The following is an 18,038-nucleotide window of genomic DNA, read 5'->3' on the forward strand; positions in this document are numbered from 1 at the left end:
CTCACCATGTGAGATCTAACTCTCACCTTACACATATACGAATGATCAACTGACTCACATCTCCGCCCTGTATTTCTCTCCTAAATACTGCCGTTTGGCACTATAACTTCAGATGCACAAAATCCATGCAACTTTTGTAGATAGCCCGCTTGGATTGTAGCTAAATCGGGGTATAGTCTTAACAGAGTAGAAAAACACAGAACATGGAGAACAACGAATGATTCAACAAATTGATGCTCCTCTACGCGATGACGTACGCTTACTTGGCAACTTATTGGGTGAAACCCTCAAGTTACACGCAGGACAAGATTTGTTTAATCAGGTCGAACAAATTCGTGCCTTATCTAAAGGCGCGCGCGATGGACAAGCCGAAGCTGAAAAACAACTCGAACAACTGTTTTTAAGTCTGGAAGATGATGAAATCTTACCGCTCACCCGTGCCTTTACCCACTTTTTGAATTTTGCCAACATTGCCGAGCAATATCATGTGGTGCGGAGCCGTCGCCAAAGCGAATTTGATGAAAATGGCGTTTCTCCAAACCCGCTAGATCACTTATTTATCAAGTTTAAAGACAACCAAATTTCTGCAGAAACACTCTTTCAACAAGTCTGCGAACTGAAAATTGAATTGGTTTTAACTGCGCATCCGACTGAAGTCAGCCGTCGTACCCTAATTCAAAAATATGACGATATTAATGACTGCCTGTCTAAAATGGATCAACAAAAACTGACGCCACGTGAACGTCAGGCAGTTTTGGCAGATTTAAAACAGCTCATCAGCTCAGCTTGGCAAACCGATGAAATTCGCCAACATCGCCCAACTCCCGTCGATGAAGCCAAATGGGGCTTTACCACCATCGAACAAACCCTGTGGAATGCAGTGCCTAAATTCATACGTGAATTAGACAGCATTGTGCAGGAACACTGTGGACAAAGCCTGCCGCTGAACGTTGCGCCTGTGCGTTTCGCCTCTTGGATGGGCGGTGACCGCGATGGCAACCCCAATGTCACCCATAAAGTCACCCAAGAAGTATTGTGGCTATCGCGTTGGAAAGCAGCAGAACTGTATTTACGTGATATTGAAAACCTGCGTTGGGAACTTTCCATTCAGCAATGTAGCCCAGAATTGCTAGATGCTTTAGGACATTCCCATGCAGAGCCGTACCGTGAATATTTACGCGACACCCGTGAACGCCTAAAAGCCACCCGCGACTGGTTAGCAGCAAAATTACAAGGCAAAGATGCTGATGACAGCTTGGTGATAAAAAACAAAGACGAGTTGTTACAGCCTTTATTACTGTGTTATCGCTCGCTGACGGCTTGTCAATTGTCAGACATTGCGAACGGCAAATTGCTAGATTTAATACACCGTGTGAATTGTTTTGGTATTGAATTACTAAAACTGGATATTCGCCAAGAGTCAGGACGTCATCGCCAAGCCATTTCTGCCATTACCGAATATTTAGGTTTAGGCAATTTTGAAACATGGACTGAACAAGCGCGTCAGAACTTCTTACTTCAAGAACTGCAAAGCAAACGTCCATTATTGCCAAAATTCATGCAGGAACCTGCAAAAAGCCTGATTCAACATCCCGATGTGCAAGAAGTGTTTGCCACCATGCGCACTTTGGCTGCACAGCCGCAGGAAAGCTTGGGCGCTTATATTATTTCCATGGCGGAATATCCAAGTGATGTGTTGGCGGTGTTATTACTGCAAAAAGAAGCAGGCATTCAGCATCCTTTACGTGTGGTGCCGCTGTTTGAAACCCTGAAAGACTTGGATGGGGCTGCCCAGACCATGAATACCCTATTTAATATGCATTGGTACAAACAGCATATTCAGGGTAAACATGAGGTCATGATTGGCTACTCAGACTCCGCCAAAGATGCAGGGTTCATGTCGGCTAACTGGGCACAATACCGCGCTCAGGAAGAACTGACTGCGGTAGCACAGCAACATGCTGTGCAGCTAACCTTATTTCATGGTCGTGGTGGTTCCATCAGCCGTGGCGGTGCACCGACTCAACAAGCACTGTTCTCACAGCCACCAGGGTCTATTTCAGGTGCAATTCGCGTGACCGAACAAGGCGAAATGATTCGTTTTAAATTTGGACTTGAAGGGGTTGCCTTACAAAATCTGGAAGTCTATACCGCTGCCACCTTAGAAGCGACGCTGATGCCACCACCTGTGCCGAAGGCAGAATGGCGCGAGCTCATGCATAACATGACCGAACTTTCGGTACAGGTCTACCGTCAAACTGTGCGTGAAAATCCCCATTTTGTGAAATATTTACGCACCGTTACGCCAGAGCTAGAATTGCAGATGTTGCCGCTCGGTTCACGTCCCGCAAAACGTAAAGTCAGCGGCGGAATTGAATCCCTACGTGCCATTCCGTGGGTGTTTGCATGGACGCAAATCCGGCTGATGCTACCTGCTTGGTTAGGGACAGGCGCGGCAATTAATCAAACAATTGATCAGGGACAAAAAGCTACTTTAGATGAAATGCTCAGCGATTGGCCTTATTTCCAGACTTTAATTGATATGTTGGAAATGGTGTTGTCTAAAGCCGACAGCAATATTGCATTGTATTATGAGTCACACCTGACCGATGACGAAGACCTGAAAGAACTCGGTGAGCAACTGCGTCAACGCCTGCGTGATGCCGTGACCACCTTATTGACCCTCAAAGGCGAATCACAATTGCTCAGCAGCAATGATGTGCTAGATCAATCGATGCGGGTGCGTAAACCGTATTTATTGCCACTGCATTTGCTACAGGCAGAGTTGATGAAACGTCGTCGTTTATATTTGGCAGAACAGAATGCCGAACATACCCCTGTCGATCATGCCCTCATGGTAAGCATTGCAGGGATTGCAGCAGGCTTACGCAATACAGGTTAAGCCTCTACGAATAGCACAACAAGCAGAGTCTGTACTCTGCTTGTGGCTACTGCTCTCTCTTAGAAATGACTTAGGCTCATGCTTTATAAAGCCAAACACAGTGGACATAATAACGTGAAAGCAGACATGGACTAAGACATGCGTTACGAGGCAAAAAAACCAGCCTAAATTATGTGCAATTAAATTTATTCTTAGTCTGTTTTCATCCCACTAATGCAGCAATACATTCTTTAAATTTATAAATAAAATTACTTATTTATATTAAATGCAATTTTTAACACATAGTAAAATTTAATCCTAAAAATAAGCAGCCGGTCAGTTTCCTCGCAAAATTTTTAAAAAATTTATGCAATACAAGAGTATGATGTGCTCAATTTAGCTTTTGAGTGCTCACTTTATGTCCAATTGGTTTCCCAAATGGCGCCCTTATGAAGGCAGCATTGATGCACGTCCTGTAGGGACCAATGAGTATCTACCGCCTGCACAAACCGTTGTATTGGGGATACAACACGCGTTTGCCATGTTTGGTGCTACGGTACTTGCACCTTTCTTAATGGGCTTTGATCCGAACCTTGCCATTTTAATGTCAGGGATTTGTACCATTCTGTTTTTTTTCATGACAGGTGGGCGCGTGCCAAGTTATTTAGGTTCGAGCTTTGCCTTTATTGGGGTAGTGATTGCTGCCACAGGCTATGCAGGTGCAGCAGGTGGTTTAAATGCCAATATAGGGGTCGCGGCAGGCGGGATTATTGCCTGCGGTATTTTATATGCCCTGATTGGCTTTTTGGTCATGGCTACAGGCACCCGTTGGATTGAAAAATTGATGCCACCTGTGGTGACAGGTGCCGTGGTAATGATCATTGGTTTAAACCTTGCCCCAGTTACAGTCAAAGCGGTTGCAGGCAATCCATTTAATATGTGGATGGCCTTGGTGACTGTGCTATGTATGGGCATGATTGCCGTATTTACCAAAGGTTTACTGCAACGCCTCTTGCTCCTGATTGGCTTGCTCATATCGTATCTGATCTATTTTGTAGTCACCAATGTCATGGGTTGGGGTACGCCAATTAACTTCGCACCGATTCAGCAAGCCGCTTGGTTTGGCGTACCAGACTTTCATGCGCCTGTATTTGATGTGAATGCCATGCTGATTATTGCCCCAATTGCCTTCATTTTGGTGGCAGAGAACTTGGGACACATTAAAGCAGTAGGTGCCATGACTGGTGAAAACCTCGATCCACACATTGGTAAAGCCTTTGTAGCCGATGGTGTTGCCACAACCCTTGCAGGTGGTGTCGGTGCACCGGGTATGACTACCTATGGTGAAAACATTGGGGTGATGGCTGTTACCCGCGTGTATTCCACGATTATTTTTGTGGTGGCGGGGGTCTTTGCAATTTTCCTGGGGCTTTCACCAAAATTTGGGGCAATCATCCATACCATTCCTACCGCCATTTTAACGGGCGCTTCGATTGTGGTATTTGGTTTGATTACCATTGCTGGCGCGAAAATCTGGATTGAAAACAAAGTCGATTTTTCTAAAAACAAAAATCTGATGGTGGCTGCCGTGACCATTATTTTAGGAACGGGTGACTTTGCGTTGCAATTGGGCAGCTTTAACTTGGGCGGGATTGGGACAGCAACTTTTGCAGCCTTGTTCCTGAACTGGTTCTTTAGTTTGCGTGATCCCTCTTAATCAGAACTTGCGGTCATCTGCTTGAACCTAAGCAGATGCCGAAACAATGCAAAAAGACCGAACAACAGTGATTGTTCGGTCTTTTTTTACCTCAAACGGTCTGTCTAGAATGAACCGTTTTTAAGAGATAATGCTTTTACTTGGCTTATTTCTGTTTTTTAAGCTCTTGCTTAAGTTGCTTCAATTTGCCTTTATGTTTTGAAATCTTTTTCAAACGTGCTTTGATTTGTTGCTTCAAAGATTTAACTTGCTTAGCCATGGTATTACTCCTTAGTAAGGCTATTCGTTGCCATTGTGTTGTTTCACAAAACTACGAATAAATTTTCTTAATTCACGAGCAGCACTAGTATCAAGTTCTTCACATAAACGAATAAATTCATCACGTTCAGTACTATTAATACGAATTAAAAGTTGTCCATCTTTCTTGCCTGTCTTTATTTTTTTGATTTGCTCGTTCATTGCTGATCTCTCCAAAATAAAGACTGCTTTGCAAAAGATGTATATACAATATATATACTTTTCAGAATAATGCAAACTTACAATGTTAAAAAATGTAATAAAATCATAATCTTTTTTTTACCATAGCTTTCAAAAGCAACAGCAAAGCCAAGACAGGCAAGGCTTTGCGCTAAAAGCTGTCTATAGAAAAAATAAACATATTATTTTTAAAAATACTGTTTCGAGGCTAAAAATAAATACAGACACCGCAATTTTGCAGCGTAAAGGAAAGGATTGGCTGAGTTTGAAGTATCACGCCAAACTCATTAAAAACTTTTTAAGGGCGGAATTCTTTCAGTTCACGTTGAATAAAGTGCTGAATCATATCGTGGTACAAACGCTCAACCATATCAGGATCAACATCATGTTGCAGCGCAAGAGTACGCACTTTTTCAATGACTTCTTTCACTCGCTGTGGTGATTGCACATCTTCCACCGTCTGTTTATGGCGCATGGCTTGATCGACATAAAACTGACGTGATGCAATCAGTTCAATTAAAGCCACATCTATCTGATCAATCTTGTCACGTGCTTGTTGTAATGAGTTTACTTTTTCATTGTTCATGGGCTGGGGCTACACTTTCAGTTTCGTTTTCAATTTCACTCTTATACTTTTCTTCTAACACATTACTGAAAATACTTTCAATCATCCACACCCGATATAAGCTGTTAAATACATAACTTTGCCCATCAATGCGCAATTCCAGCACAGGAAAATCGGGCTGAGATTTCATCTCGCACAACATGTCATTTTCTTTGAGCAACTCAGTCACATCCGCTGTGGTCAGTTGATCTAACTCCAGTTCACGCTGCATACGCTCAAAATGCGCTTTAAAGGATAAATCCTGTCCCCTCGTCCATACCGCCTGCAAAATACGATATATGGCATCGACACGCTGTTCTTCAGGCGCACTGTAATACAGTTGTGCCATTTGATAAGTCGCCTGCTCAGTCGGGCGGCAAAACGGCGTAAACGCAACATCGGTACGTTTAGACAATCGGGTGGCTAGTCCCCAGTCAAAGCAGTCACGCCCATGATAGGACAATGGATACACATTTAAATGAATATTATAATAGGCCGCCAATTCTTCCTTAATATAAGCCAGCAATAACCAAGAAATCGGGTCTTCCAAGGCAATATATAAATCCAGCTCTGGGTCTAGCGCCTGAATTTCGTTCAGTTCTGCGGCATCACTAATTAAATGTTCACGCCATTCAATGTGATTAATCAAAAAAATAGGATTATCAGTGAGTAGTTTTTGTTGTTTTAAACGGCGAGTTAAGCGCAATAAATCATCGACCGCATGGTATTTACGTCCGCCAAATTCAAAATAACTGGCTAATACAGGTGCATCATCAAATACCCGTTCGGAAAAATCCTGTACCTGATGATGACGGCTGGCCATGGCATATAAGGTGCGTAATTTACCCGACTGTTTTTGCCACAGCATGTGGAACACATCTTCAAGTAAATACAAAAAGTCCTGCCCACGTAGCGGGGTATGCCGCAAAATGGCTTCGGCCTGCATCAAGGCTTCTGCAGTCGGTGGTTCGGGTGTATCGTGAAAACTAAAACGATGTTGCTTGGCCAAAATCTGTGCATCATTGATGCAATAGTTTTGCCATTCCACTGCCGACATTTGATTGGGAGCATCACCACTTTGGCTGGAAATTACCACCTTTAAAGGTTTTAATTCCTCTGCCAAAATGTCTTCTAACTGCGGCAGTTGCTGCACTGCCAAATAGCTGTAAACATCGTCTAAACGCAGATGCACACTCAGTCCGTGTTCCGTGGGCAACACCGCTTGCCGAGAAGGTTTTTGATAAAACCAACTCGATCGAATCGGATCGAACCAACGGCGCAACAGTGACATGAGATCAACCTCTACAATTAAAATCCTTGTGGTCTAGGGTCTATGGACAAAAACAACCATGGCGCTAGTCCCTAAATACTACACAAGGATTTATATCAATTCACATCTAATTGATCAATTAGACCTCTAAATTCAGATCGGTAACCGCACCCTTCTCTGCCCCCGATGCCAGTTTGGCAAATTTTGCCAAAGCACCATGGGTGTAGTTTGATTTTGGTTTGACCCATGCAGCTTTACGTGCGGCCATTTCTTCTTCCGACACATGCCAAGTCATTTCACGGGTTTCGGCATTAATCGAAATTTTATCGCCATTTTTAACCAGACCAATTGGCCCACCTTCATAGGCTTCTGGGGTGACATGTCCAATCACAAAACCATGACTGCCGCCTGAGAATCGCCCATCGGTAATTAAAGCCACTGAGTTTCCTAAGCCTTTACCAATAATGGCAGAAGTTGGTTTTAGCATTTCAGGCATACCAGGGCCACCTTTAGGGCCTTCACCACGAATCACCACCACTTCGCCTTCTTGGACTTCACCATCCAAAATACCGCGCATTGCACCAATTTCGCCTTCAAAAACACGTGCAGGGCCTTCAAAATACAAACCTTCTTTGCCTGTAATTTTGGCCACCGCCCCTGTTGGCGATAAATTGCCTTTTAACACCACCAAATGCGAATCTTTTTTAATTGGGGCATCAAACGGTAAAATAATCTGCTGATCGGCTGGGTAGTCAGCAACATCGGCCAAGTTTTCTGCCAAAGTTTTACCAGTAACGGTTAAGCACGAGCCATCTAACATTCCTGCATCGAGCATACGTTTCATTAGCGGTTGAATTCCGCCAATCGCAATCAGCTCAGACATTAAATATTTACCCGATGGGCGTACATCTGCCACCACAGGTGTTTCCTGACCAATTCGTACAAAGTCATCTAGCGTGAGTTCAACCCCTGCTGAGTGGGCCATAGCAATTAAATGCAGTACGCCATTGGTTGAACCACCCAAAGCAATCAGCACTTTAATGGCATTTTCAAAAGCAGACTTGGTCATAATGTCACGCGGTTTAATGTCCAAACGCAACAGATTCATAACGGCTTCGCCTGCACGTTGGCAATCCTGCAATTTGTCTTGAGATACTGCTTCCTGTGCCGAAGAACCCGGCAAACTCATGCCCAAGGCTTCGATGGCCGATGCCATTGAGTTGGCGGTGTACATCCCACCACAAGAGCCTGCACCGGGCAAAGCCACTTCTTCAATTTGCTTGACCTGAATTTCGTTAATTTCACCTTTGGCATGCTGCCCCACAGCTTCAAATACCGAAATAATATCGGTATGTCCTGCACCTGGTTTGATAGTGCCGCCATACACAAACAAGCCTGGACGGTTTAAACGTGCCAGTCCCATAATGCAGCCTGGCATGTTTTTGTCACAGCCACCAATGGCAATTACACCATCATAAGCCTGACACCCCACCACAGCTTCAATTGAGTCGGCAATGATTTCACGTGAAACCAGTGAATATTTCATGCCTTCAGTGCCGTTAGAAATACCGTCTGAAATGGTGATGGTATTGAAAATAATACCTTTACCACCCGCCTGATTCACGCCTGTTTCTGCTTCTCGTGCCAAGCCGTCAATGTGCATATTACACGGTGTGACATTGGCCCAAGTCGATGCAATACCAATGAATGGACGGCTAAAATCTTCATCCTTAAAACCGACCGCGCGCATCATGGAACGTGCAGGTGCATTTTCAATGCCTTCATAAACTTCGGCTGAATGTTCGCGAATATTCTGTTTGCTCATAGCGGATTCCTTGCAAGATCTGTCAAGTCATACGGATCTAATTTATTCTGTATTTCATTGTATAGAAAGCAGGCACGATATAAAACCAAATGCCCAAGAAAAACCACGTGTGATTTGGATGCTTCATCCGGCACAAGTATGCACATGAAAAAAAGCACCCCAATATTTGGAGTGCTCTTTTATTTAATATTTATGCGCTAGTGGGTGCTTAGATTTCGCGTACCGCACCTTTTGCCGCACTGGTAGTGTGCATCGCATAAGCTTTCAAGGCTTTTGAAATTTTACGTGGACGCTCTTCTACAGGATGCCAGCCTTTGGCTTCCTGTGCTTCACGACGTGCCGCCATGGTTGCATCATCGACTGCCAAATGAATGCTGCGGTTTGGAATATCAATTTCGATACGGTCACCATCTTCAACCAAACCAATTGCGCCACCTTCAGCCGCTTCTGGAGAAACGTGACCAATTGAAAGACCTGAAGAACCGCCAGAGAAACGACCATCAGTCAGTAAGGCACATTCTTTGCCCAAACCTTTAGATTTCAAATAGCTGGTCGGATACAACATTTCTTGCATACCTGGGCCACCACGTGGGCCTTCGTAGCGAATTACCACCACATCACCCGCTGTAATTTTACCGCCCAAGATCGCATCCACTGCAGCATCCTGACTTTCAAAAACACGTGCCGTACCGTTGAATTTTAGAATGGAATCATCTACCCCTGCAGTTTTCACAATACAGCCATCTAAAGCGATGTTGCCGTAAAGTACCGCCAAACCACCATCTTTAGAGAACGCATTTTCTGCATTACGGATTACACCACTATCACGGTCACCATCTAAACGTGAATAGTAACGGTCTTGTGAGAACGCAGTTTGAGTTGGTACGCCGCCCGGTGCAGAACGGTAGAAGCTATACACTTCTTCATTTTCAGTACGGATAATGTCCCATTTGTCTAAAGCATCTTTTAATGTTGCTTCGTGAACTGTGCCCACTGAAGTATCTAATAAGCCCGCACGGTCTAGCTCACCTAAAATAGACATGATGCCGCCTGCACGGTGTACATCCTCCATGTGAACGTCTTGTTTTGCAGGTGCAACTTTACACAAAACAGGTACTTTGCGTGATAAACGGTCAATATCATCCATGGTGAAATCAACACCTGCTTCATTGGCAGCTGCCAATAAGTGCAATACGGTGTTGGTTGAACCGCCCATGGCAATGTCTAGTGTCATGGCATTTTCATACGATGCCTTAGTAACCATTGAACGTGGCAATACGCTGTAGTCGTCTTGTTCATAATGGCGTTTGGCCAATTCCACAATCAACTGACCTGCTTTATCAAACAGTTTTTTACGGTTGGCGTGAGTTGCTAGAATTGAGCCGTTGCCAGGTAGAGATAAACCTAAGGCTTCTGTTAAGCAGTTCATTGAGTTGGCAGTGAACATCCCTGAGCATGAACCACAAGTTGGGCATGCTGAGCGCTCGTATTCAGCGACTTCTTCGTCGGTATAGTTGTCATCTGCCGCCACAATCATTGCATCAATCAAGTCAATCGCATGTTCATTACCACGAATTTTGACTTTACCTGCTTCCATTGGGCCGCCAGATACAAACACCACTGGAATGTTTAGGCGCATGGCAGCCATCAGCATCCCTGGGGTAATTTTGTCACAGTTGGAGATACAGACCATAGCATCGGCACAGTGCGCGTTGACCATGTATTCTACCGAGTCGGCAATCAAGTCACGTGATGGCAATGAATACAACATGCCGTCATGGCCCATGGCAATCCCGTCATCAACAGCAATGGTGTTAAATTCTTTGGCAACACCACCTGCTGCCTGAATTTGTTCTGCCACCATTTGACCGAGGTCTTTTAAATGCACATGGCCAGGTACAAATTGGGTAAATGAGTTGACCACCGCAATAATCGGCTTACCGAAATCTTCGTCTTTCATACCCGTTGCACGCCATAAGCCGCGTGCACCAGCCATATTTCTTCCGTGTGTCGATGTTTTTGAACGATAGTCAGGCATTATAAAGTTCCAACTTGGTTGTGCTGAAATGAATCTGAAATTCATTCTGGCGAAATAATACTGTTTGCAAGATCTGTATCACTGCAAAACAGTTTAAGAATCTTTGTATTTTACTACAGCTTGAGGTAGTAAGGCTGCTGCTTTACCGACTTTATGATGGATAAAAAGTGACGAAAACCCACAGCAGTTTGCTGATCATACTGAATTCAATACAAAACTTTCATGAATAATTTTTAAATTTTGCATTACTAATTTTTATCATAATAATTTAGGCAGCACAGCAACAAGGTGGATTTATTACAACCTGTTCCGACCTTTGGGCTGCAATTTGTTATAATTGCCGCGTCATCTAAAACTATGGGTTGATTTCCATTGAAAATCGTTTTTGCAGGTACGCCTGAATTTGCTGCAAGCGCTTTGGCAGCACTCCTGAACACCGACCATGAGATTGTCGCGGTTTACACCCAGCCTGACCGTAAAGCAGGACGCGGACAAAAACTCACAGCATCTGCGGTGAAGCAATTGGCACTACAACACGATCTTCCTGTCTATCAACCTTTGCATTTTAAATCATCTACTGAAGAAGGTCTGGCGGCCCAACAAGAATTGGCTGCATTGAATGCCGATGTGATGGTGGTTGCGGCCTATGGTTTAATCTTGCCGCAAGTGGTTTTAGATACTCCTAAATATGGCTGCTTGAATATTCACGGTTCGTTATTGCCACGTTGGCGTGGTGCAGCGCCGATTCAGCGTGCGATTGCCACAGGTGATACCGAAACAGGCATTACCATTATGAAAATGGCTGCAGGCTTAGATACAGGCGATATGATGTATAAAACCCTATGCCCAATTACTGCCACAGACACCTCTGCTACTTTACATGATAAACTGGCGCAGCAAGGTGCCAAAGCAATTGTTGAAGTACTGGCTTCAGAGCAAAAATTGCAAGACTATTTGGCTGCGCGTGAAGTGCAAGATGAAGCCTTGACGGTCTACGCACACAAACTGACGAAAGCCGAAGCGCAAATTAACTGGTCACAAACTGCAGCCGAAATTGACCGTAATATCCGTGCCTTTAATCCGTGGCCTGTGGCGTTTATCCCTTTAGATGACACTCAAAACTTGCGCGTCTGGGGTTCAGCATTATCGGATGAATCTGCACAAGGCAAAGCTGCGGGTACAATTTTAAAACTAGACAAACAAGGCGTACACGTCGCTTGTGGCGATCAACAAGCAGTGTGCTTAAGCTCGTTGCAATGGCCAGGCGCTAAACCCCTGAATCCTGTGCAAATCATTCAAACTCAAAAACTTCAAACAGGACAAGTTCTCGCATGAGCCATTCTGAATCAGGCAACTCACATTTGAACTTGCGTGCCCAAGTCATCCGTACGCTATTGGCTGCACAACAAGGGCAGTCATTGGCGAGTGTTTTACCTGCACATTTAAGTAAAGTCGCAGAACGAGACCGCGCCTTGTTTCATGAGCTGGTTTTGGGCACCTTGCGACAATGGTATGCCCTAAAAAGCATTACTTTGCCGCTGTTGGTAAAACCACTCAACAATGAAACCGTTGAAACCTGTTTATATGTTGGCTTATATCAAGTGCTTTGCACCCGTGTAGCCAGTCATGCCGCAATTTCAGAAACCGTAACTGCAGCCAAACAATTGGGCTATCAAGCACTCAGCGGTGTGGTGAATGCGATTCTGCGTCGTGTTTCACGTGAAACATCGGAATTTCAAATGGCTTTGGCACAAGCACATGGTTTGCCAAGTTGGTTGTATAAACGCCTAAAAAAAGATTGGCCTGAACAATTAGAACAACTGACGCAAACGTTAAAGCAAACTGCGCCGCTAACCTTAAGAGTCAATACACGCCAAATTAGCCGTGATGACTATTTAGAAATTTTGCACGAACAAGAGATTGCTGCAGAAGCTTGCACCGTGTCTGAAGTTGGTATTGTGATGCTGCAAAATGTGCACATTCCAGACTTGCCTGGTTTTGATGAAGGCATATTTTCCGTACAGGATGAACATGCCCAACTGTGTGCAACGCTCTTGCCAAATTTAGATGGCAAAGTCGTGGTCGATGCCTGCGCAGCACCTGGTGGTAAAACAGCGCATCTGCTCGAAAAATTTCAGCCTAAAAAATTGATAGCCTTAGATCAGGACGCCAAACGTCTATTACGTGTCAGCGAAAACCTAGAACGTCTGCAACTGAATCAAGAAACGCAAGTAGAAATTTTGGCTGCCGATGCAACCACATGGAATGCCAGTGAAGCAGTGGACTGTATTGTATTGGATGCACCGTGTTCTGCAATTGGAGTCTTGCGTCGTCATCCAGATATTCGTTTGCTGCGTCAATCTAGCGATATTCAGCAAACGGTGGCATTACAGCAACAGATTTTGCAGCAGATGTGGCAGCAACTCAAAGTTGGTGGCACCTTGCTTTACATTACCTGCTCGGTTTTAAAAGCCGAAAATGAACAGCAAATTCAGCAATTCTTTGCCGAACATCAAAATGCCAAAGAAGTCAAAATTGATGCAGATTGGGGCATTCCACAACTGTATGGACGCCAATTATTGCCGCAACAAGGACGCGGGGATGGTTTTTATTATTGTCGTATTGAAAAAACCGCCTAAGCTATTTCTGTTTTAACGATTCTTCTCATTTAATAGCCTTTCCAAAAAAATAACCCTTGAATCAATCAAGGGTTATTTTAGTTAGCCAGTGCAATGCTTTACAGCATCGCACCCGTTTCAGCAAAATGCTTAGTCTTCGAGTTCATCTGGGTTTTTGATCAGGTGAATCATCGCCAAAACTAAACCACCCCAAAGTACCACTGTTGAAATAATCAACATCACCAATGCAGATGTATTCATCTTATTTCTCCGCTGCGTCGTGATCTTTTAAGCGGCTAAGCAATACCGCGCCAATAATAAAGAGCACTACGGTACCACCACCCACGGTGAGTAAAATGTGTAATGGATAACCACCATAGCCTTCTGCAAAAATAGATTTCAGGGTTAAGCCTAAAGCCACGAGCAATGAAAGCGGCGTCACGATGGTTAATAGGAAATTCCAGCCCCAACCCAATTTAATGCTTGAGTATTGGTTAACGTGTTGCTGCAATTCTTTGAGCAATGGACGACGGAACCAAGTCACCAAAATGATCGACAATAAACCACCACCAACAATACCAATGTTGTTGGCAAAGTAGTCAATGATGTCGACAAAAGTGATCGCGCTGTGGGTAGAGAATAAAATGGTTGAAACAATAGCTGAACCACCCGCAATGATGGTTACTGCACGCTTACGCGACCAACCCAGTTTGTCTTGGAACGCAGCAATGGGCACTTGCAGAATACTCACCATTGAGGTCACCCCTGCAACCGTCAATGAAGCGAAGAATAAGAAACCAAATAAATCGCCACCTGCACCCAAGCTTGAAATGATTTTCGGGAATGCAATAAAAGCTAAACCAATACCGCCCGAAACCACTTCATCTACCGATGAACCTGCGCTGTACGCCATGAAACCAAGCGCAGCAAAAATACCAATACCCGCTAAAATTTCAAAAGATGAGTTTGCAAGTGCAACCACCAAGCCTGAACCAGTCAAGTTGGTTTTACGTTTTAGGTAAGATGAGTAGGTCAACATAATCCCGAAGCCCACTGAAAGTGAGAAGAAGATATGACCAAAGGCAGCTAACCATACTTTATAGTTCGCCATCGCTTCCCAGTTAGGCGTAAAGAAAGCATTTAAGCCATCGACTGCACCCGGTAAACGTAAAGCTTGAACCACGAGAATAGAGAACAAAATCAGCAAAAGTGGTATAAAAATTTTATTTGACAGCTCAACCCCTTTTTTCACCCCACCATATAAAATGAACATCACCACCGTCCATACGATGACTAAGCCAATAAATAAGGTTGGTACAAAACCAAAGGCTAAACCTTCACCATTTTGTAAGTAGCTTGTGAAAAAGAATTTTTCAGTGTCTGTTCCCCATTGCTGACCAATGGAATAGAACATATAACTGCCTGCCCAAGACAATACGCTGGCATAATAAATACCAATCAGCAAAGTCACCATCACCTGCCACCAGCCCAATGCTTCACTGTTCATGAGCTTTTTATAAGCGGTTGGTGGTGCTTTACGGTATTTATGTCCGACTGCATAGTCCAAAAACAGCAATGGCAAACCTGCTGCAAAGATCGCAATTAAATAAGGGATTAAAAATGCGCCGCCGCCATTTTCATAGGCAACATAAGGGAAACGCCAAATATTGCCCAACCCGACCGCAGAACCAATGGCTGCGATAATAAAGCCTGATCGCGCGGACCAACTCTCACGAGAATCTGTCATAGAACACCTAAACTTCAGGCTATTTTTTGCTGCTTGTTTTTTAATTCTGACCTTTTATATAAATAACTTGCTTTTTCATTAGCTTAAATTTACTTTATATAACGGTACTTTAGCGCACGCAAAAAATATCCTGCAAAAAATGAAAATCTGGGTGTTTGCTTTAGAGTCACACCTTTTGAGCATCAAATTCTAAAGGTCAAACAGCGAAATATTCGGAAAATCTTGCTTAAAGTCTTTGCCCAATATTGCGCTTTTGTATGGCTTAACAATACTCATTTTTGAACAATTTTTCTGTAAATTCTGCTTAGAAAGATGCTTTTTGTATGCATTTTTTTAATCAAACGTTCAAATTCCACTCCATTTTGACTTGATTTTTTAGTTATAAATCGTATAACTATTTGGAATGAAATTTTGATGCTATTTGAGTTATTTTAATTTTCATCTATTTTAGCAGCGCTGTAGCCTATTATTCACCGAACTACAGCACTGTAATCAATCATCTCAAAATTCAGAGTTAACTCATCCTTTCTCTTTATTTATAACGATGCATCATTAGATCAGATACTTAACGCTTAATTACCAATAAACGCTCTTCCTGCATATCCCGAATAGCAGATTGAATCCCTTCACGCCCTAAACCCGAATCTTTCACTCCACCATAAGGCATATTGTCCACACGGAACGATGGAATATCATTAATAATCACCCCACCAACTTGTAACTGATCCCATGCATACAGCATTTTTTCCAAGCTTTGTGTATAAATACCCGCCTGTAAACCAAAACGGCTTTGGTTAATACGTGTAATTCCTTGTTCAAAAGATGAATATTTTTCCAAAATGGCAACAGGGCCAAATACTTCATCTTTATAAACCTCCAAGTTTGGATCGACCTGTTCCAATAAAGTCGGCTCAAACATCACACCTTTCAGCTCGCCACCTGCCAATATTTTTGCACCTTTTTTCACCGCTTTATCAATCCACTTTTTCAAGCGCTGCGCTTCAGCTTCCTTAATCATTGGCCCGACTAAAGTACTGTCCAAATCAGGATCTGCTGCTTTAATTTTCTTAAGCTGACTCACAAGTTTCTTTTTCAGTTCAGCATACACGTCGTCATGCACCAAAATACGTTGCACACTAATACACACCTGTCCTGCATGATTATACGCCCCACTAATTAAGCGATGAATCAATGCATCATTCAGTTCAGTATCGGGTTCAATCATCACCGCTGCATTGCCGCCCAACTCTAGCGTTACTTTTTTTCGTCCTGCGCGGGCTTTCATATCCCAACCCACCACATCTGAACCAGTAAAACTGAGCAGTTTAAAACGGTCATCCGTGACTAAAACATCGGCTTGCTCACGCTCACAAGGTAATACTGAAAACGCACCTTTAGGTAAATCTGTTTCAGCCAACACTTCTGCAATTTTCAATGCTGAAATAGGCGTGGCGCTGGCAGGTTTTAATACAAAAGGGCAACCTGCAGCAATCGCGGGCGCAATTTTATGTGCAGTTAAATTCAACGGAAAATTAAAAGGGCTGATCAAAGACACAGCACCAATGGGTACATGCTTAACCATCCCTTGATAATTCGCAGCAGCAGCCGTCACCGCCAACGGTAAAATTCGTCCTTCATCTAGTTGAGACACTGCATCTGCAGCAATTTGGAAGGTATTAATTAAACGTTCAACTTCTGCCATCGCGGCCAAACGTGGCTTTCCACCTTCAGCAATTAAAATCTCGACCAATTCTTCACGCATGTTTTGAAAACGCTGCACACAATGCAACAGAATTTTTTGTTTTTGAAAGGGCTGTAATTTTGCCATTTCAGCTTCTGCTTTTACGGCTGCACGAATGGCCTTTTCAATACTTTTTTCATCGGCAAGTGCAACACGCGCATATACTTTTTGAGAATATTTATGCTGAACGGCTAACCATTGCCCTGTTTCTACGGCTTTATTGGCAAGATAGAGCGGGTAATCGACAGGTGGATGGGTATTTTGCATACTGAAATCCTCTATTTTTGGCGCGAATTAGGCTATATTTTTACAAGAATTTTGATTCAAGAAAATGTATGATGCGCTAAGTTGGACAATATTTCACATGATTTTTTGTCACGAGAACATCACAACACTAAACCATTCATCCCAAATGATGATGAAAAATACTAGGGTTTATATGCTTACATTACAACGTTTTGCTTTAGCATGCAGTTTAATTGGTTGTTCAGCGGTTCATGCCGATATTATTGGGGTAAAAGCCAGTGTAGATTATTGGAAATATAGCGCAGATTGGAATCAGGCTCAGTTATCACCAAACTTAGATGACGATTTTGCCTTACCCTTTACTCTGGCAGTAGAACATCCTGTTCCTTTTTTACCCAATGCCAAAATTAAGCATGCCAATTTGCAGGCCGAAAGCGAGCAAAGCGCTGCTGGTGTAAAAATCAATCAGCTGGATTTAGATTACTCAGACTTCATTTTATATTATGAAATTTTAGATAACATTGTTGCAGCAGATGTTGGATTTGGCGCCAAAGTACTTGAAGGTGACTTAAGATCTAATTTGTTTTCAACACAAGACGTCAGTGAAACTTTAGCTATGTTATATGCAGAGGCAGCAGTTAAATTACCGTTTACGGGTTTAAGTGCCAAAGCTGAAGCAAATTACGCCAAAAATAGCGACAATGAAGTTCGTGATGCTCAGGCAGAAATTAAATATAACTTTGTCGATGTTAGCGGCAGTGTAAAAATGACCCCCTAATGGCATTTAAAAACTGACCCCCTTGGTTAATATAGCGGTCATTTTGGACTGCTCAACATGTTAACTTTGGAGCAAGCAGTGACAATCCAAATACTT

The 18,038-nt window shown here is 43.3% G+C and carries 13 protein-coding genes; 5 read left to right on the forward strand and 8 right to left on the reverse strand.

What is annotated here, in order from left to right; all coding sequences use genetic code 11:
• Nucleotides 1-217 precede the first annotated feature (217 nt).
• Together ppc and HYG89_RS11025 are read left to right on the forward strand one after the other, a co-directional pair.
• Nucleotides 218-2,902, forward strand: coding sequence for a phosphoenolpyruvate carboxylase (gene ppc / locus HYG89_RS11020; protein ID WP_178867481.1), 2,685 nt, complete (start codon nucleotides 218-220; stop codon nucleotides 2,900-2,902).
• 397 nt (nucleotides 2,903-3,299) lie between these two features.
• Entirely contained in the window at nucleotides 3,300-4,598 is a 1,299-nt protein-coding gene (locus tag HYG89_RS11025) for a solute carrier family 23 protein (RefSeq protein WP_004970352.1), read from the forward strand.
• Nucleotides 4,599-4,877: 279 nt separating this feature from the next.
• On the opposite strand, the gene HYG89_RS11030 is transcribed toward HYG89_RS11025, so the two are convergent.
• The 5 genes from HYG89_RS11030 to ilvD (HYG89_RS11050) all read right to left on the reverse strand — a co-directional run bounded on the left by HYG89_RS11030 (nucleotide 4,878) and on the right by ilvD (HYG89_RS11050) (nucleotide 10,812).
• On the reverse strand, nucleotides 4,878-5,057 hold the full coding sequence (locus HYG89_RS11030; protein WP_004970356.1) for a hypothetical protein: 180 nt from the start codon (nucleotides 5,055-5,057) through the stop codon (nucleotides 4,878-4,880).
• A 316-nt stretch (nucleotides 5,058-5,373) separates the two neighbouring features.
• Nucleotides 5,374-5,661 (reverse strand): chorismate mutase, encoded by a 288-nt coding sequence (locus HYG89_RS11035; protein ID WP_168541878.1) that lies wholly within the window; start codon nucleotides 5,659-5,661, stop codon nucleotides 5,374-5,376.
• On the reverse strand, nucleotides 5,651-6,970 hold the full coding sequence (locus HYG89_RS11040) for a hypothetical protein (protein WP_178867483.1): 1,320 nt from the start codon (nucleotides 6,968-6,970) through the stop codon (nucleotides 5,651-5,653). The genes HYG89_RS11035 and HYG89_RS11040 overlap by 11 nt, the downstream gene beginning before the upstream one ends.
• Before the next feature lie 118 nt (nucleotides 6,971-7,088).
• Complete coding sequence (gene ilvD, locus HYG89_RS11045) at nucleotides 7,089-8,774, reverse strand: dihydroxy-acid dehydratase (RefSeq protein ID WP_178867485.1); 1,686 nt, start codon at nucleotides 8,772-8,774, stop codon at nucleotides 7,089-7,091.
• A gap of 208 nt (nucleotides 8,775-8,982) precedes the next feature.
• Nucleotides 8,983-10,812 carry a dihydroxy-acid dehydratase gene (gene ilvD, locus HYG89_RS11050; protein WP_178867487.1) on the reverse strand — a complete coding sequence of 610 codons (1,830 nt, stop codon included), beginning with the start codon at nucleotides 10,810-10,812 and terminating at the stop codon, nucleotides 8,983-8,985.
• 372 nt (nucleotides 10,813-11,184) lie between these two features.
• On the opposite strand from ilvD (HYG89_RS11050), the gene fmt reads away from it, so the two are divergent.
• Both fmt and rsmB read left to right on the forward strand, forming a co-directional pair.
• Nucleotides 11,185-12,147, forward strand: a complete 963-nt coding sequence (fmt, locus tag HYG89_RS11055) for a methionyl-tRNA formyltransferase (RefSeq protein ID WP_178867489.1) — start codon at nucleotides 11,185-11,187, stop codon at nucleotides 12,145-12,147.
• Entirely contained in the window at nucleotides 12,144-13,451 is a 1,308-nt protein-coding gene (gene rsmB / locus HYG89_RS11060; RefSeq protein ID WP_178867491.1) for a 16S rRNA (cytosine(967)-C(5))-methyltransferase RsmB, read from the forward strand. The genes fmt and rsmB overlap by 4 nt, the downstream gene beginning before the upstream one ends.
• A 129-nt stretch (nucleotides 13,452-13,580) precedes the next feature.
• Here rsmB and HYG89_RS11065 read toward each other — a convergent pair whose 3' ends face one another.
• The 3 genes from HYG89_RS11065 to HYG89_RS11075 all read right to left on the reverse strand — a co-directional run bounded on the left by HYG89_RS11065 (nucleotide 13,581) and on the right by HYG89_RS11075 (nucleotide 17,185).
• Nucleotides 13,581-13,691 (reverse strand): methionine/alanine import family NSS transporter small subunit, encoded by a 111-nt coding sequence (locus HYG89_RS11065; RefSeq protein ID WP_004970370.1) that lies wholly within the window; start codon nucleotides 13,689-13,691, stop codon nucleotides 13,581-13,583.
• Nucleotide 13,692: 1 nt separating this feature from the next.
• On the reverse strand, nucleotides 13,693-15,177 hold the full coding sequence (locus HYG89_RS11070; RefSeq protein WP_104852799.1) for a sodium-dependent transporter: 1,485 nt from the start codon (nucleotides 15,175-15,177) through the stop codon (nucleotides 13,693-13,695).
• A 565-nt stretch (nucleotides 15,178-15,742) separates the two neighbouring features.
• Complete coding sequence (locus HYG89_RS11075) at nucleotides 15,743-17,185, reverse strand: aldehyde dehydrogenase family protein (protein ID WP_178867493.1); 1,443 nt, start codon at nucleotides 17,183-17,185, stop codon at nucleotides 15,743-15,745.
• 172 nt (nucleotides 17,186-17,357) lie between these two features.
• Here HYG89_RS11075 and HYG89_RS11080 point away from each other — a divergent pair, with 172 nt between their 5' ends.
• Nucleotides 17,358-17,942 carry a TIGR04219 family outer membrane beta-barrel protein gene (locus tag HYG89_RS11080; RefSeq protein WP_256734004.1) on the forward strand — a complete coding sequence of 195 codons (585 nt, stop codon included), beginning with the start codon at nucleotides 17,358-17,360 and terminating at the stop codon, nucleotides 17,940-17,942.
• Nucleotides 17,943-18,038 lie beyond the last annotated feature (96 nt).

The sequence above is a fragment of the Acinetobacter sp. SwsAc5 genome, from assembly GCF_013391485.1.
Lineage (GTDB): Bacteria > Pseudomonadota > Gammaproteobacteria > Pseudomonadales > Moraxellaceae > Acinetobacter > Acinetobacter towneri.

Coding starts and splice junctions, on each gene's coding strand:
- ppc (WP_178867481.1), top strand. CDS start 218: ATGATTCAACAAATTGATGCTCCTCTACGCGATGACGTACGCTTACTT.
- HYG89_RS11025 (WP_004970352.1), top strand. CDS start 3,300: ATGTCCAATTGGTTTCCCAAATGGCGCCCTTATGAAGGCAGCATTGAT.
- HYG89_RS11030 (WP_004970356.1), bottom strand. CDS start 5,057: ATGAACGAGCAAATCAAAAAAATAAAGACAGGCAAGAAAGATGGACAA.
- HYG89_RS11035 (WP_168541878.1), bottom strand. CDS start 5,661: ATGAACAATGAAAAAGTAAACTCATTACAACAAGCACGTGACAAGATT.
- HYG89_RS11040 (WP_178867483.1), bottom strand. CDS start 6,970: ATGTCACTGTTGCGCCGTTGGTTCGATCCGATTCGATCGAGTTGGTTT.
- ilvD (WP_178867485.1), bottom strand. CDS start 8,774: ATGAGCAAACAGAATATTCGCGAACATTCAGCCGAAGTTTATGAAGGC.
- ilvD (WP_178867487.1), bottom strand. CDS start 10,812: ATGCCTGACTATCGTTCAAAAACATCGACACACGGAAGAAATATGGCT.
- rsmB (WP_178867491.1), top strand. CDS start 12,144: ATGAGCCATTCTGAATCAGGCAACTCACATTTGAACTTGCGTGCCCAA.
- HYG89_RS11065 (WP_004970370.1), bottom strand. CDS start 13,691: ATGAATACATCTGCATTGGTGATGTTGATTATTTCAACAGTGGTACTT.
- HYG89_RS11070 (WP_104852799.1), bottom strand. CDS start 15,177: ATGACAGATTCTCGTGAGAGTTGGTCCGCGCGATCAGGCTTTATTATC.
- HYG89_RS11075 (WP_178867493.1), bottom strand. CDS start 17,185: ATGCAAAATACCCATCCACCTGTCGATTACCCGCTCTATCTTGCCAAT.
- HYG89_RS11080 (WP_256734004.1), top strand. CDS start 17,358: ATGCTTACATTACAACGTTTTGCTTTAGCATGCAGTTTAATTGGTTGT.